General features: G+C 62.0%; 13 protein-coding genes. 3 read left to right on the plus strand and 10 right to left on the minus strand.

Going from position 1 to position 14,370, the window contains the following annotated elements; translation table 11 throughout:
* Nucleotides 1-18: 18 nt before the first annotated feature.
* The 4 genes from KSS96_RS27165 to KSS96_RS27180 all read right to left on the minus strand — a co-directional run bounded on the left by KSS96_RS27165 (nucleotide 19) and on the right by KSS96_RS27180 (nucleotide 6,157).
* Nucleotides 19-1,731 (minus strand): putative 2-aminoethylphosphonate ABC transporter permease subunit, encoded by a 1,713-nt coding sequence (locus tag KSS96_RS27165; RefSeq protein ID WP_065879300.1) that lies wholly within the window; start codon nucleotides 1,729-1,731, stop codon nucleotides 19-21.
* A 1-nt stretch (nucleotide 1,732) separates the two neighbouring features.
* Nucleotides 1,733-2,797, minus strand: coding sequence for a putative 2-aminoethylphosphonate ABC transporter ATP-binding protein (locus KSS96_RS27170; protein WP_017530930.1), 1,065 nt, complete (start codon nucleotides 2,795-2,797; stop codon nucleotides 1,733-1,735).
* Nucleotides 2,798-3,031: 234 nt separating this feature from the next.
* Nucleotides 3,032-3,895: a LysR family transcriptional regulator gene (locus tag KSS96_RS27175; protein WP_217855530.1), complete on the minus strand. Its 864-nt coding sequence runs from the start codon at nucleotides 3,893-3,895 to the stop codon at nucleotides 3,032-3,034.
* Nucleotides 3,896-3,910: 15 nt separating this feature from the next.
* Entirely contained in the window at nucleotides 3,911-6,157 is a 2,247-nt protein-coding gene (locus KSS96_RS27180; protein WP_065879299.1) for a heavy metal translocating P-type ATPase, read from the minus strand.
* 85 nt (nucleotides 6,158-6,242) lie between these two features.
* On the opposite strand from KSS96_RS27180, the gene cadR reads away from it, so the two are divergent.
* Nucleotides 6,243-6,683 carry a Cd(II)/Pb(II)-responsive transcriptional regulator gene (gene cadR / locus KSS96_RS27185; protein WP_217855532.1) on the plus strand — a complete coding sequence of 147 codons (441 nt, stop codon included), beginning with the start codon at nucleotides 6,243-6,245 and terminating at the stop codon, nucleotides 6,681-6,683.
* Nucleotides 6,684-6,746: 63 nt separating this feature from the next.
* Here the strand turns inward: cadR and KSS96_RS27190 are convergent, their stop codons facing one another.
* The 3 genes from KSS96_RS27190 to KSS96_RS27200 form a co-directional block, all read right to left on the minus strand.
* Entirely contained in the window at nucleotides 6,747-7,580 is an 834-nt protein-coding gene (locus tag KSS96_RS27190) for a thymidylate synthase (protein ID WP_017530926.1), read from the minus strand.
* A 52-nt stretch (nucleotides 7,581-7,632) separates the two neighbouring features.
* The gene (lgt, locus tag KSS96_RS27195; RefSeq protein WP_017530925.1) at nucleotides 7,633-8,445 is read right to left on the minus strand and encodes a prolipoprotein diacylglyceryl transferase; all 813 of its coding nucleotides are present in this window, start codon (nucleotides 8,443-8,445) and stop codon (nucleotides 7,633-7,635) included.
* Between the two features lie 80 nt (nucleotides 8,446-8,525).
* Nucleotides 8,526-9,308, minus strand: a complete 783-nt coding sequence (locus tag KSS96_RS27200; RefSeq protein WP_017530924.1) for a sulfite exporter TauE/SafE family protein — start codon at nucleotides 9,306-9,308, stop codon at nucleotides 8,526-8,528.
* A gap of 122 nt (nucleotides 9,309-9,430) precedes the next feature.
* Here KSS96_RS27200 and KSS96_RS27205 point away from each other — a divergent pair, with 122 nt between their 5' ends.
* Nucleotides 9,431-10,177: an NRDE family protein gene (locus KSS96_RS27205; RefSeq protein WP_017530923.1), complete on the plus strand. Its 747-nt coding sequence runs from the start codon at nucleotides 9,431-9,433 to the stop codon at nucleotides 10,175-10,177.
* Between the two features lie 58 nt (nucleotides 10,178-10,235).
* Here the strand turns inward: KSS96_RS27205 and ptsP are convergent, their stop codons facing one another.
* Nucleotides 10,236-12,515, minus strand: a complete 2,280-nt coding sequence (gene ptsP / locus KSS96_RS27210) for a phosphoenolpyruvate--protein phosphotransferase (RefSeq protein WP_017530922.1) — start codon at nucleotides 12,513-12,515, stop codon at nucleotides 10,236-10,238.
* A gap of 22 nt (nucleotides 12,516-12,537) precedes the next feature.
* Nucleotides 12,538-13,017 carry an RNA pyrophosphohydrolase gene (locus KSS96_RS27215; RefSeq protein ID WP_003176750.1) on the minus strand — a complete coding sequence of 160 codons (480 nt, stop codon included), beginning with the start codon at nucleotides 13,015-13,017 and terminating at the stop codon, nucleotides 12,538-12,540.
* A 143-nt stretch (nucleotides 13,018-13,160) separates the two neighbouring features.
* On the opposite strand from KSS96_RS27215, the gene KSS96_RS27220 reads away from it, so the two are divergent.
* A complete protein-coding gene (locus tag KSS96_RS27220) occupies nucleotides 13,161-13,817 on the plus strand; it encodes a histidinol-phosphatase (protein ID WP_217855534.1) in 657 nt (218 codons plus the stop codon).
* A gap of 101 nt (nucleotides 13,818-13,918) precedes the next feature.
* On the opposite strand, the gene KSS96_RS27225 is transcribed toward KSS96_RS27220, so the two are convergent.
* Nucleotides 13,919-14,332 (minus strand): DUF2269 family protein, encoded by a 414-nt coding sequence (locus KSS96_RS27225; protein ID WP_017530920.1) that lies wholly within the window; start codon nucleotides 14,330-14,332, stop codon nucleotides 13,919-13,921.
* Nucleotides 14,333-14,370 lie beyond the last annotated feature (38 nt).

A 14,370-nucleotide genomic window follows, 5' to 3' on the forward strand; every position in this document is an offset into this window, starting at 1 on the left:
CATCTCCTTTCAGGATGTTTATTGGCCCGGCGCGCTCTGGCGCCAGGCTTGGGAGCGGCGCAACGCGCCACGTGAGGCCCACGCCAGCAGCAGCGAGACACCGGCCGAAGTGAACAGGATCAGGCTCGACATGGCCGCCGCACCGCCCACATTGCCGGCGTCGTCCATGTTCAACACGGCGACGGCGGCGAGGATGGTGCTGGGGCTGTAGAGGAAGATCGCGGCAGACACGGTGGTCATCGCCGACACAAACAGGTAGCGCACGATATCCAGCAGCGCCGGTAGGCAGATCGGCACGGTGACGCGCAAAAAGTGGCGGTACAGCGGCGCCTTGAGCGACAGCGCGGCGGCTTCGAATTCGGCGTCCAGTTGGCGCAGCGCCGTGGTGGCGGTCATCTGCGCGGTGGTCAAATAATGAGCAATGGTGCACGCCACCAGCAGGGTCATGGTCCCGTAGAACACATGCAGCGGGTTGCCGTTGAGGTTGAAAAAAAACACGTAGCCTAGCCCCAACACCAACCCCGGCACGGCCATCGGCACAAAGCTGAGCAGGCGCAGCGCCAGGGTCAGGCCCTTCTGGCCCTGGGTCTTTTCCATCAGGTAGGCGCCGGTGAAAATCAGCACGCTGCCGGCCAATGCGGTACACAGCGCCAGGGTCAGGCTGTTGCGATAGGCCAGCCAACCGCCGCCCGCCGTGTCTTCAAACCGGTAGTGGTTGAGCGACAGCGACAGATTGTACGGCCAGAATTTCACCAGCGAGGAATACACCGCCATGCCGAACACCAGCAACAACACCGCGCAAATCAGCAGGACGATCGCCAGGTAGCAGCCATCCCTGAGGCGCGACGGCGCCGGCTGGAAGACCTGAGCACGGCCGCTCATGGCGTCGCCATGCCGCCGGCGTAACCACGCATCCACACCAAAGCTGAACAGCGCCGGCAGCAGCAACACCATGCCGATCAACGCGCCGCGTCCGAACTGCTGCTGGCCCACCACCGCCTTGTAGGCTTCCAGCGCCAGCACCTGGTAGTCGCCCCCCACCACCACGGGCACGCCGAAGTCGGTGATGGTCAGGGTGAACACCAGGCAAAACGCGGCAAACACCGCCTGGCGTGTGGCCGGCCAGGTGATGCTGCGAAACGCCCGCGCCGGGCTGGCGCCCATGCTGGAGGCCGCATCGAACAGCCGCGCATCCGCCAGCGACAGCGCCGACAGCAAGATCATCAGCGCATGTGGGAAGGTGTAGATCACCTCCCCCAAAACAATCCCCCAGAAGCCGTAGACATTCTCTGCAAGCAGCCCGCGCAGCAGGCCCTGGTTACCGAACAGGTACACCAGCGCAATGCCCGGCAGCATCGATGGCGCCATCAACGGCAGCAGGGACAGGCCGCGCCAGATGGCCTTGCCGGGAATCATCGTGCGTTGCAGGGCGTAGGCAAACAGGTAGGCCAACGGTACGACGATGGCCGCAACGCTGAGGGAAACTTTGAGGCTGTTGCCCAACAGCCAATGGAAATTCGCGCTGCTCAGCAGCTCCCGCGCCGCTATCAGGCCGCCGCCCTGCCCGGCCTCGCTGCTGAAACCACGCCAGAAAATCGCCAGCAATGGCATCAACACCGCGATGCCCAACAGGCACAGCCACAGCACCTTGCCGCCGACCACAAACAGGCGATCGCCCCTTTCAGCGCGCGACACCTCACGCGGTATCGGCAATGTCATATCAACGGCCATCTCAGGCAAACACCTGCAGGCTGCGTGGCGGCAGGGCCACCCAAATGTCCTGGGCGCCCAGGCGCGGCATGGCTTCGGGAGCCAGCTCGGCCAGCAGCGGGTGACCGGGCAATTGCTCCAGCTCAAAGCTCATGCGACAGCGGTTGCCGAGGAAGGTGATCTCGCGCACCTTGGCCGGGAACAGGTTTTCTTCATGCACAGGGGGGTTCACGCTGATGGCTTCCGGGCGGCAGAACAGACGACCGGACCTGGCCCCGCCGGCATCATCGGCCAGGCGCATGTTCATCCCGCCGACTTGGGCATGGCTGGCGCTGCTGCGGCTGAATGGCAGCCAGTTGCCCTGGCCGACAAACTCCGCCACGAACGGCGTGGCCGGGCGGTCGTAAATCTCCTGGGGCGTGGCGTATTGCTCGACCTTGCCGTTGTTCATCACAGCGATGCGGTCGGCCATCAACATGGCCTCGTCCTGATTATGGGTGACCATCAAGGTGGTGATGCCCAGGCGCCGCTGCAGTTGGCGCAGCTCGGTGCACAGGTGCTCACGCACGCGGGCATCGAGGGCCGACATGGGCTCGTCGAGCAACAATAATGACGGCGCCGGGGCCAAGGCGCGGGCCAGAGCCACCCGCTGCTGCTGGCCGCCGGAGAGTTGGCCTGGGTATTTCTTTTCGCTGCCCAGCAAGCCGACCAGTTCGAGCATCTGCCCGACGCGCTTGCGCGCTTCATCGCGGCCGCTGCCGGTGAGGCCGTAGCCAATGTTCGCTTCGACGGTGAGGTTGGGAAACAGCGCGTAGGACTGGAACAAAATACCGTAGTCCCGGGCCTGCGGCGGCAGCAGGGAAACATCGCGGTGGCCCAGGTAAAGCTCACCGCTGTCCTGGCGCTCCAGGCCGGCGATGCAGCGCAGCAACGTGGTCTTGCCGCAACCGGACGGCCCCAGCAGGCACACCAACTCGCCGGCGGCGACATCCAGAGACACGTTGTCCAGCGCGTTAAAGGCGCCGAAGCGTTTCTGGATACCGCGCACCTTCATCGGCGCGCCGGGTTGGCTCAGGGCTGTGTTCATGGTGGCACCTCATCAAACGGATGAAGGCCATGCTAGGCAGGCAATGCGTCGCTCGTGTGGCAGGAAGGCAAAAGGGAGCAATAGTGGTATTGGTGGATTTGTGTAGGACTTGTGGAAGGGCTTGCCTGGTGTGCCGCTATCGGGAGCAAGCCCCCTCCCACATTTTGATGTGTGAATACCTTCAAATGTGGGAGGGGGCCTGCTCCCGATTGGCCCAAAGGCCACCACAACGCTTCAGAGCGGCGACATCTCCTGCGCCAACCCGAGGAACGCCGCCGGCAGCCGCGCGGCTTTGCGCTCTTTGAGGCAGTACAGATACTCCGCGATCTGCGGCGCATTCTCCAAGGTCAGCACCCGCAGTTGCGGGTCATGAGGCACTTCCTGGCGGGCAATGATGCTGATGCCGATATTGCGCAGCACGGCCTCGCGGATCGATTCGCGGCTGCCGATTTCCAGCAGCGGGCCGCAGCTGACGCCGGCCCCTTGCAACATCTCTTCGGTCAGGCGCCGTGTCGTGGAACCGGCTTCGCGCATCAACAACGTGTGCCCGGCCAGTGCGGTCAACGGCACATGCTCGTGCTGGGCCAGGGGATGATTGCGGTGCACCGCCAGCACCAGGGGGTCGGTACCGAGCACACGGCGGATCAGGCGCGGGTCTTCGAGCAACTGCGACGAGGCGGCGACATCGACGCGGTATTCGTCCAACGCTTCGAGGACTTGTTGGGAGTTGCCGATTTCTACCGACACGTCCACTTGCGGCAGGCGCTCGCGAAAGGCTTTGACCAGATCAAGAATGTAATACGGCGCCGTTGCCGCAATGCGCAAGGCGCCCTGGACCTGGCCGTTGTTGCGCAGGAAAAATTCGATATCCGCTTCCTGCTGCAACAGCGCCTTGACCATCGGCAACAGCCGCGCGCCCTCGTCGCTGACGGTAAGGCGGCGGCCGCCACGGTAGAACAGCTCGACGCCGTAATGACTTTCCAGGTTGCGTATCTGGGTGGTAACCGTGGGCTGGCTGAGGCCGAGTTTTTTCGCCGCCTGGGTGATGCTGCCCAGGCGGGCGACCATGAAAAACGCCTTCAGCTCAGCACTCAGCACACCACCCTCTCATCCTCATTTGCGCAACAGGCGCAGGCCATTGAACACCACCAGCAGGCTCACGCCCATGTCGGCGAACACGGCCATCCACATGGTGGCCATGCCCAGGAACGTGACTGCCAGGAAGATGGCCTTGATCACCAACGCCAGGGCGATGTTCTGCTTGAGGATACTCGACGTTTGCCGCGACAACCGAATGAAAGCCGGGATCTTGCGCAAATCATCGTCCATCAGCGCCACGTCGGCGGTCTCGATGGCGGTGTCGGTGCCGGCGGCGGCCATGGCAAAGCCAATTTCGGCGCGGGCCAGCGCCGGGGCGTCGTTGATGCCGTCACCCACCATGCCCACGCGGCTGCCGTGGCTGTAGAGGGTTTCGATGGCGTGCAATTTGTCGGTGGGCAACAGGTCGCCCTGGGCCTGGTCGATGCCCACCTGAGCCGCAATCGCCTGGGCGGTATGGGTGTTGTCGCCCGTGAGCATCAGGGTCTTGATGCCCAGCTCGTGCAGTTGCTGGATGGCTTCGCGGCTACTGTCCTTGACCGTGTCGGCCACGGCGAACAGTGCCAGCGGGCCGGACTTGTCGAGCAGCAGCACCACGGACTTGCCTTGTTTCTCCAGGGCGAAGAGTTTTTCTTCCAGCGCCGATGAACACAGGCCAAGGTCTTCCACCAGACGGTGATTGCCCAAGTGGTAGGTCTGGCCGTTGATATCACCGCGCACACCCCGACCGGCCAGGGCTTCGAAGTTATCCACCGTGTGGGTCGGCAGGTGTTTATCCACAGCCGCGTTGGCGATGGCCAGCGACACGGGGTGGTCCGACCGCCCGGCCAGGCTCGCGGCCAAGGCCTGCGCGTGGTCTTCAACGTTGGGGAACAGTGCCAGGTAATCGGTTTGCACCGGCTTGCCGTGGGTAATCGTGCCGGTCTTGTCCAGCGCCAGGTAGTCGAGCTTGTAACCGCCTTCCAAGTACACGCCGCCCTTGATCAGGATGCCTTTGCGCGCCGCCGCCGCCAGGCCGCTGACGATGGTCACCGGGGTGGAAATCACCAGCGCGCAGGGGCATGCGACCACCAGCAGCACCAGGGCGCGGTAGACCCAGTCGAACCACATACCGCCCATGAACAGCGGCGGGATAACCGCCACACCCAGGGCAAACAGGAACACCGCCGGGGTGTAGACCCTGGAAAAACTGTCAACGAAGCGCTGAGTCGGTGCGCGGGCCCCTTGGGCCTGCTCAACGGCGTGGATGATCCGCGCCAGCGTCGAGTTGTTGGCCGCTGCCGTCACGGCGTATTCCAGGGAACCGGCCTGGTTGATGGTGCCGGCGAAGACTTTGTCGCCCACGGTCTTTTCAATCGGTAGGCTTTCGCCGGTAATCGGCGCTTGGTCAATGGTGGATTGACCTACCGTGACCTCTCCGTCCAGGCCAATCCGCTCGCCTGGCTTTACCCGCACAATAGCCCCAATTTCGACGTTTTTGACCTCCTGTTCCGCCCAACTGCCGTCAGCCTGTCGCACCGTCGCCTGCTCCGGCGTCATCTGCATCAAGCCGCTGATGGCATTGCGCGCACGGTCCAGGGACTTGGCTTCGATCAGTTCGGCCACGGTGAACAGGAACATCACCATGGCGGCTTCCGGCCATTGGCCGATCAGCACCGCGCCGGTGACAGCGATGCTCATCAACGCGTTGATGTTCAGGTTGAGGTTTTTCAGGGCAATCCAGCCCTTTTTGTAGGTGGTGAGGCCGCCGCTGAGGATCGACACCAGCGCCACGATGGCAATCACCCACGTGGGCGCAGCGTTGGTGAAGTGCAGTACTTCGGCCGCCAACGCCCCTACGCCGGACAACGCCAGCGGCCACCAGTGTTTCTTGGCGGGCGGCTCGGCGGCCGGTGTGCCTTGTTCAATCGGGTCGGCCTGCATGCCGAGGGATTTGATCGCGTCGATGATCGGCGCCGTGCTCGGCAGGTCATGGGTGACGCCGAGGATGCGGTTGATCAGGTTGAATTCCAACTGCTGCACGCCGGCCAGCTTGCCCAGCTTGTTTTGGATCAGTGTTTGCTCGGTGGGGCAGTCCATGGCCTCGATACGGAATGTGCTCAGGCGTGAGCCGGCGGTAGGCGCTTCGCTCAGTTGCACCACCGCAGGGGCCGGCGTGCCGGAACAACAGGCGCCGCCGTGGCCGTGGTTATGCACGGGCGTCAGCTTCTTCTCGCCGTGGTCATGGTCGTGTTTGTGTGGGGTGTGCAGGGAATCGCTCATCAGGTCGCGTCCATAAAGGTGCCTGTTGCCAAGTAAAGACCCTGTAGCCACTATAGGGTCAAGCACCCATTTGGAGATTGCTGCGATGAAGATCGGCGAACTGGCCAAACTCACCGATTGCCCGGTGGAAACCATCCGCTATTACGAGAAAGAAAGCCTGCTGCCGCCCCCGGCACGCACTGACGCCAACTACCGCGTGTACACCCAGGCGCACACCGAACGGCTGGTCTTTATCCGTAACTGCCGCAGCCTCGACATGACCCTGGCAGAAATCCGCAGCCTGCTCAGCCTGCGCGACAGCCCTCAGGACCAGTGCGAAAGCGTGAATGCGTTGATCGACGAACACATCCATCACGTAAAAGCGCGGATCGATGGGCTGTTGGCGTTGCAGGAGCAACTGCTGGACCTGCGCCAGCGCTGTGGGGGTGGGGAGCAGTGCGGGATTTTGCAACGGCTGGAGGTCAGCGGAAGTGTGCAGGCCAGCGAGGCTGAGCCTTCGCATGTGGGCAGAAGCCATGGCCATTAATTCAAGCGAACGCAGTTCAAATGTGGGAGGGGGCTTGCTCCCACACTTGAGCCGTGACCGGCTTTAGATCGCGACGTCGGCCTTGATGCTTGGGTCGGCGTCGTAGCCCACGATCTCAAAATCTTCGAATTTGTAATCGTAGATAGACGCAGGCTTACGCTTGATCACCAGTTCCGGCAGCTTCTTCGGCGTGCGCGCCAGCTGGGTGCGGATCTGTTCCATATGGTTGCTGTAGGCGTGGGTGTCGCCGGTGGTGACGATGATCTCGTGGGGGATCAGGTCGCACTGTTGGGCCAGCATATGGGTGAGCAGGGCCAGGGCCGCCGTGTTGTACGGCAGGCCGAGGAACACATCGGAACTGCGAATGTACAACTGCATCGACAGATGCCCCTCATGCACGAATGCCTGGTACAGCAAATGGCACGGCGGCAGGGCTTGCTTGCCGTTTTGCGCGTTTTCCTGGGGGCTCTTGGTTTCGTCCGGCAGATATTCGACGTTCCAGCCGTGGAACAGGATGCGGCGGCTGTTAGGGTTGGTCTTGAGCGTATGAACCATATAGTCGATCTGATTGATCGTGCCGCCGTCCTTGGTCGGCCAGGCGGTCCACTGTTCGCCGTATACCGGGCCCAGGTCGCCGTCTTCGGTGGCCCATTCGTCCCAGATGCGCACGCCGTTTTCGTTTAGCCACTTGATATTGGTATTGCCGCTCAACATCCAGATCAGCTCGTTGGCGATGCTTTTGAAGTGAAGCTTCTTGGTGGTCAGCAGCGGGAAACCGTCGGCCAGGTTATGCCGATACTGACGGGCGAACACAGCCTTGGTGCCGGTGCCGGTGCGATCGCCCTTGGTCAGGCCATTGGTCACGACGTCGTTCAGCAGCTCGAGATATTGCTTCATATCATTACCTGTATCGTTGAAGCCGAGACCTCGCAGGCCCCGGCGTTCGAATTCAAAGCGCGGTGTTCTTCAACGGTTGCGGGCGATTGTACGCCCACCACAGCAGGCCCAGGCCCACGAGAATCATCGGCATGCTGAGCACCTGCCCCATGGTCAACCAGCCCCACGCCAGGTAGCCCAGCTGTGCGTCCGGCACACGCACGAACTCGACGATAAAGCGGAAGATCCCGTAGAACAACGCGAACATACCGGACACCGCCATGGTCGGGCGTGGCTTGCGCGAGAACAGATAAAGGATCAGGAACAGCGCCACACCTTCCAGGGCGAACTGGTACAACTGCGACGGATGGCGCGGCAGTTGCGCCGGGTCGCTGAACGGCGGGAAGACCATGGCCCACGGCACGTCGGTCGGCTTGCCCCACAGCTCGGCATTGATGAAGTTACCGATACGCCCGGCGCCCAGGCCGATCGGCACCAATGGCGCGACGAAATCCATCAGTTCGAAGAACGATTTGCCGTTGCGCCGGCCAAACCACCAGGCGGCGATCATCACACCGATGAAGCCACCGTGGAACGCCATGCCGCCCTTCCACACTTCGAAAATCAGCATCGGGTTGGCGATATACGCCGGAAGATCGTAGAACAACACATACCCCAGACGCCCGCCGACAATCACCCCCATCGACAGCCAGAACACCATGTCGGAGAGTTTCTCCTTGGTCCAGGTCGGGTCGAAACGGTTCAGGCGCCGAGACGCCAACAGCCAGGCACCGCCGATGCCGATCAGGTACATCAACCCGTACCAGTGGATTTTCAGCGGACCGATGGCCAGGGCCACCGGGTCGATCTGCGGGTAAGGCAGCATTGCGACTCCTCGTTAACTCATTCGTGATAGCGACCGGACCATGCCCGGGCGCGATTAAGCGTGCGTTACAGCTATTGCCGTTAAATCAGAAAGTTTATACCGACGCAGAACAGCAGGCCGGCGAACAGCCGCTTCAACAGGCGTGGCGACAACCGGTGCGCCAGGCGTGCGCCAAAGCGCGCAAACACCATGCTGGTCAAGGCAATGCCCAGCAGCGCCGGCAAATACACGAACCCCAGACTATGAGCGGGCAACAGCGGGTCGTGCCAGCCCAGAATCATGAAACTTAATGCACTCGCCAGGGCGATCGGCAGGCCGCAGGCCGACGAGGTGGCCACCGCCTGTTGCATGGGCACGCTGCGCCAGGTCAGGAACGGTACGGTCAGCGAGCCGCCACCGATGCCGAAAATCGCCGAGGCCCAGCCGATCACCGTACCGGCCAGGGTCAGCCCGACCTTGCCCGGCACCGTGCGGCTGGCCTTGGGTTTGAAATCCAGGCCCAATTGCAGGGCCACGATCAGCGCGAACACGCCAATGATCTTCTGCAAGTGCGGGCCGGAAATCGCCTCGGCCGTCAGCGCGCCGAAGCCTGCGCCGATCAAAATGCCTACCGTCATCCACAGGAAGATCGGCCAACGCACCGCGCCACGTCGGTGGTGCTCACGCACGGCATTGACCGAAGTAAAAATGATCGTCGCCAGGGACGTGCCCACGGCCAGATGGGTCAGCACCTGCGGGTCGAAGCCCTGCGCGGTGAAGCTGAACACCAGCACCGGCACAATGATAATCCCACCGCCCACGCCGAACAGCCCCGCGAGCACGCCCGCGCAGGCGCCCAGCAGCAAATACAGCAGAAATTCCATGGGAGCCCCCGAATCAAGTCCGGCATGTTAACGGATGGAAGGCGTGCTACCCAACTGGATACGATGGAACGCCTGCGGTTGAGTGGGTAGAGTGGCAAAAAAACACAAAGGGAAATCGCCTGATGTGCCTGATTGTTTTCGCCTGGCGACCGGGCCACGCCCAACCGCTGATCGTCGCGGCCAACCGTGATGAGTTTTATGCACGCCCCAGCCTGCCCTTGGCCCAGTGGGAGGACGCGCCCCATGTCTATGCCGGCCGCGATCTGGAAGCGGGCGGCACCTGGTTGGGGGTCAATGCCGAAGGGCGATTTGCGGCCCTGACCAATATCCGTGATCCGCATCAGCCGCCGGCACGCAAGTCTCGCGGGGAATTGGTGGCGCGGTTTCTCAGTGGTTCGCTGTCGATTGAGGATTATTTGGCCGAGGTTAACGGCCGTTCGATTGAATATGCCGGGTTCAACCTGCTGGTGGGGACGCGGGATGAGTTGTGGCACTACAACGCCAATCACACCGAGCCCACGCAGTTGAAACCGGGCGTGTATGGGTTATCCAACGCAGGGCTGGACACGCCTTGGCCAAAACTGCTTAAGGCCAAAGCCGCGCTGAGCGAATTGCTGACCGATCCGCAGCCCGAAGCGCTATTGGAGGTTCTGAGCGATCCGCAGACAGCGCCGTTTGCCGAGCTGCCGGATACCGGCGTGGGCCTGGCCACCGAGAGTCTGCTGTCGAGCGTGTTTATCGCCAGCCCCAGTTATGGAACACGGGCCAGTACGGCGTTGATTGTGAATGCCGATGGGACACGGCGGATGGTGGAGCGCAGTTTCGGGCCGCAGGGTGGGCGGTTGGGCGAGGTCGAACTCAATTTATAACCACACCCTGAAAAGAATGTGGGAGGGGGCAAGCCCCCCACATTTTGATCAGCGTCGGTTACAAGGTTTTCGCAGACGCCGGGTTGATCATCCGTGTCAGCCCCAAATTCTTCAGCGCCAACTGCAGCGAGCTGTGGATAACTTGCGGGTTGTCAATGGTCATCAGCTCGGCCAGCAGGTCCTTGGCCATGCTCAGTTCAACCTGGCGCAGCATCCACTTCACTTTCGGCAAGTTGGTGGCGTTCATCGACAGGCTGTCAAAACCCATCGCCATCAACAGCACCGCCGCCGCCGGGTCGCCGGCCATTTCGCCGCAGATACTCACCGGCTTGCCTTCGGCATGGGCGTCGCGCACCACATGTTGCAGGGCTTGCAGCACCGCCGGGTGCAGGTAGTCGTAAAGGTCGGCCACCCGTGGGTTGTTGCGATCCACGGCCAGCAGGTATTGGGTCAGGTCGTTGGAGCCCACCGACAGGAAGTCCACCTGCCGCGCCAATTCCTTGGCCTGGTACACCGCCGCCGGGATTTCGATCATCACGCCAATCGGCGGCATCGGTACGTCGGCGCCTTCGTCGCGCACTTCGCCCCAGGCGCGGTGGATCAGGTGCAGGGCTTCTTCCAGCTCATGGGTGCCGGAGATCATCGGCAGCAGAATGCGCAGGTTGTTCAGGCCTTCGCTGGCCTTGAGCATGGCGCGGGTCTGTACCAGGAAGATCTCGGGATGGTCGAGGGTCACGCGGATGCCGCGCCAGCCGAGGAAGGGGTTGTCTTCCTTGATGGGGAAATACGACAGTGACTTGTCGCCGCCGATGTCCAGGCTGCGCATGGTCACCGGCAGCGGGTGGAAGGCTTGCAGTTGCTCGCGATAGATCGCCAGCTGCTCCTTCTCGCTCGGGAAGCGCTGGTTGATCATGAACGGCACTTCGGTGCGGTACAACCCCACCCCTTCGGCGCCCCGTTGTTGCGCGCGGGCCACGTCAGCCAACAGGCCGGTATTGACCAGCAGCGGCACACGGTGGCCATCGGTGGTCACGCACGGCAGCTCGCGCAATGAATCGAGGCCCAGCGCCAGTTGTTTCTCTTCTTCAACCACCTCGGCGTATTGCTTGCGCAGTACTTCGCTGGGGTTGGTGAACACTTCGCCACGATGGCCATCGACGATCATGTCGATGCCGTCGACCTTGGAGTACGGCAGGTCAACCAGGCCCATCACCGTCGGAATACCCATGGCCCGGGCCAGGATCGCGACGTGAGAGTTACCCGAACCGAGTACCGAGACCAGGCCCACCAGCTTGCCCTCGGGCACTTCGCCGAGCATGGTGGCGGTCAGTTCTTCACTGATCAGGATGGTGTTGTCGGGGTAGACCAGGTTGGTGGAGCGATCTTCCTGCAGGTACGCCAGCAACCGGCGGCCAAGGTCGCGCACGTCCGAGGCGCGCTCGCGCAGGTAGGCGTCGTCCATCAATTCGAAACGGTTGACGTGATCGGTCACCACCTGGCGCAGTGCGCCCTGGGCCCACTGGCCGGTCTTGATCACGGTCTTGACTTCATTACCCAGCGACGCGTCGTCGAGCATCATCTGGTACACGTCGAACAGCGCACGCTCTTCGGGGCGCAGTTGTGTCGCCAGCTTGGTCGACAGGTTGCGCATGTCGGCGCGCACGCCTTCCAGGGCGGTCTTGAACAGTTTGATCTCGGCGTCGATGTCGTCGACGGACTTGTCCGGCACCACATCGAGGTCGGCCGGCGGCAACATGACCACGGCCGTACCGACGGCGGCGCCCGGTGAACCCGGCACACCGACGAACTTGGCTTCCTGGATGCCCTTGCCCTGGCGGCCCAGGCCACGGATCGACCCGGTGGCTTCGGCGTGGGCAATTACGCCGGCGAGCTGCGCGCTCATGGTCACGAGGAAGGCTTCTTCACCTTCGTCGAACTGGCGGCGTTCTTTCTGCTGGATAACCAACACGCCGACAACGCGGCGGTGGTGAATGATCGGTGCGCCGAGGAACGAGGCGTAACGCTCTTCGCCGGTTTCGGCAAAGTAGCGATAACGCGGGTGATCGGCCGCGTTTTCAAGGTTCAGGGGTTCTTCACGCGTCCCCACCAGGCCAACCAGACCTTCATTGGGCGCCATGCTGACCTTGCCGATGGAGCGCTTGTTCAAGCCCTCCGTGGCCATCAGCACAAAACGGTTGGTCTCTGGGTCCAGCAGGTAAACCGAGCAGACCTGGCTGCCCATGGCTTCCTTGACGCGCAACACAATAATCCCCAACGCCGCCTTGAGATCCTTGGCGGAGTTAACTTCCTGGACGATCTTGCGCAGCGTATTGAGCATGGCTCGGGGTCGAACTCCGTCGTCAGTCGCGCGCTAAAAGGCGCGGGGCAAGCTCTTTGAGAGCGCGACGATAAACCTCGCGCTTGAATGTCACCACCTGGCCCAGCGGGTACCAATAGCTGACCCAACGCCAGCCATCGAACTCCGGTTTACCGGTCAAATCCATCCGCACCCGCTGCTCGTTAGAGATCAGGCGCAGGAGAAACCATTTTTGCTTCTGGCCGATGCACAGCGGTTGGCTGTGGGTACGTACCAGGCGTTGCGGCAAACGATAGCGCAACCAACCGCGGGTACAGGCCAAAATTTGCACATCTTCACGCTCAAGGCCGACTTCTTCATTCAACTCACGGTACAAGGCGTCTTCAGGGGTTTCATCGGGGTTGATTCCACCTTGAGGAAACTGCCAGGCATCTTGGTTGATTCGGCGAGCCCATAGCACCTGTCCGGCGTCATTCGTAAGAATAATGCCGACATTAGGACGGAAACCATCGGGGTCGATCACGGCAACAACCTCGCAAACGCATGTCGCCGCATTGTTCCACAAAGGTTGTTCCAGCGGCAACGAGGCTTCTTAGCTTATGTGCACTCTTGTGAAAAGACCGTATTCTGGACGCCTTTTTACAGACTTTTCAGCGAGTAACTGCAATGCGCCTGGCTTTATTCGACTTGGACAACACCCTTCTCGGCGGTGACAGCGACCACGCGTGGGGCGATTACCTGTGCGAACGCGGGATTCTCGACGCGGTAGCCTACAAGGCTCGCAACGACGAGTTTTATCAGGACTATCTTGCCGGCCGCCTGGATAACGCCGCCTACCTGAACTTCTGCCTGGAAATCCTTGGCCGCACCGAGATGACCCAGTTGGATGAGTGGCACAACGACTATATGCGCGACTGCATCGAACCGATCATGTTGCCCAAGGCCGTGGAACTGCTGGCCAAACACCGCGCCGCCGGCGACAAGCTGGTGATCATCACCGCCACCAACCGTTTCGTCACCGCGCCAATTGCCGCACGCCTGGGTGTCGAAACCCTGATCGCCACCGAGTGCGAGATGCAAGATGGCCGTTATACCGGGCGCAGTACCGATGTGCCGTGCTTTCGCGAGGGCAAGGTGACGCGCTTGAATCGTTGGCTCGAAGAGACTGGGCATAGCTTGGAAGACAGCTATTTTTATAGCGATTCGATGAATGATCTGCCGCTGCTGGAGCAGGTGACCCACCCGGTGGCGGTGGATCCGGACCCGAATTTGCGCGCCGAGGCCGAAAAGCGTGGGTGGCCGGTGATGACCCTGCGCAGCTGATGGCCCTATCGGGGGCAAGCCCCCTCCCACACTTTGAGGTGTGAATACATTCAAATGTGGGAGGGGGCTTGCTCCCGATGCAGGCAACTCTGTCTCAAGCCTTAAACCGGCTTAGCCCCCATCAACCCCGCAATCGCCACAAACCCCAGCAGGCTGACCACCGCCAGCACCAGGGTGAAATTCAAGCTGCCGCCCTCCCCCTTACGCAGGCGATTAAGCCGCGCCACCAGCCAGAACCAGGCCAACGCCGCGACGGTGTAGAGGATGCTGGAGCCCAGGATCCAGGTTTGCCCCAGCGGCCAGCCGGTCAGGTGCACCAGCCACCAGCCGGTGAACGGCATGCTCACCACGCATATGCCCATCAACAACCACACGAACGCCCACGGGCGTTGCACGGTCACCGCCGCGCCGGCGCTGCGTTTGCGCCAGGCCAGCAGCGCCAGGCCGAGGCCGCTGAGCAGCAACACCACGGTGGCCGCGATGTGGATAACTTTCAGGGTGATCAGGGTTTCCATGTGTCGTCTTCCTTAAAGGCCGCGCCCTAATCAGCGTA

Origin of the sequence: Pseudomonas asgharzadehiana, assembly GCF_019139815.1 — a bacterium.
In the GTDB taxonomy this organism is placed as follows: Bacteria; Pseudomonadota; Gammaproteobacteria; order Pseudomonadales; family Pseudomonadaceae; genus Aquipseudomonas; species Aquipseudomonas asgharzadehiana.

Excerpts from the sequence above, each read along its gene's own strand:
- KSS96_RS27165 (WP_065879300.1), bottom strand. The coding sequence starts at position 1,731 with ATGGCCGTTGATATGACATTGCCGATACCGCGTGAGGTGTCGCGCGCT.
- cadR (WP_217855532.1), top strand. The coding sequence starts at position 6,243 with ATGAAGATCGGCGAACTGGCCAAACTCACCGATTGCCCGGTGGAAACC.
- KSS96_RS27170 (WP_017530930.1), bottom strand. The coding sequence starts at position 2,797 with ATGAACACAGCCCTGAGCCAACCCGGCGCGCCGATGAAGGTGCGCGGT.
- ptsP (WP_017530922.1), bottom strand. The coding sequence starts at position 12,515 with ATGCTCAATACGCTGCGCAAGATCGTCCAGGAAGTTAACTCCGCCAAG.
- KSS96_RS27180 (WP_065879299.1), bottom strand. The coding sequence starts at position 6,157 with ATGAGCGATTCCCTGCACACCCCACACAAACACGACCATGACCACGGC.
- KSS96_RS27190 (WP_017530926.1), bottom strand. The coding sequence starts at position 7,580 with ATGAAGCAATATCTCGAGCTGCTGAACGACGTCGTGACCAATGGCCTG.
- lgt (WP_017530925.1), bottom strand. The coding sequence starts at position 8,445 with ATGCTGCCTTACCCGCAGATCGACCCGGTGGCCCTGGCCATCGGTCCG.
- KSS96_RS27220 (WP_217855534.1), top strand. The coding sequence starts at position 13,161 with ATGCGCCTGGCTTTATTCGACTTGGACAACACCCTTCTCGGCGGTGAC.
- KSS96_RS27205 (WP_017530923.1), top strand. The coding sequence starts at position 9,431 with ATGTGCCTGATTGTTTTCGCCTGGCGACCGGGCCACGCCCAACCGCTG.
- KSS96_RS27225 (WP_017530920.1), bottom strand. The coding sequence starts at position 14,332 with ATGGAAACCCTGATCACCCTGAAAGTTATCCACATCGCGGCCACCGTG.
- KSS96_RS27200 (WP_017530924.1), bottom strand. The coding sequence starts at position 9,308 with ATGGAATTTCTGCTGTATTTGCTGCTGGGCGCCTGCGCGGGCGTGCTC.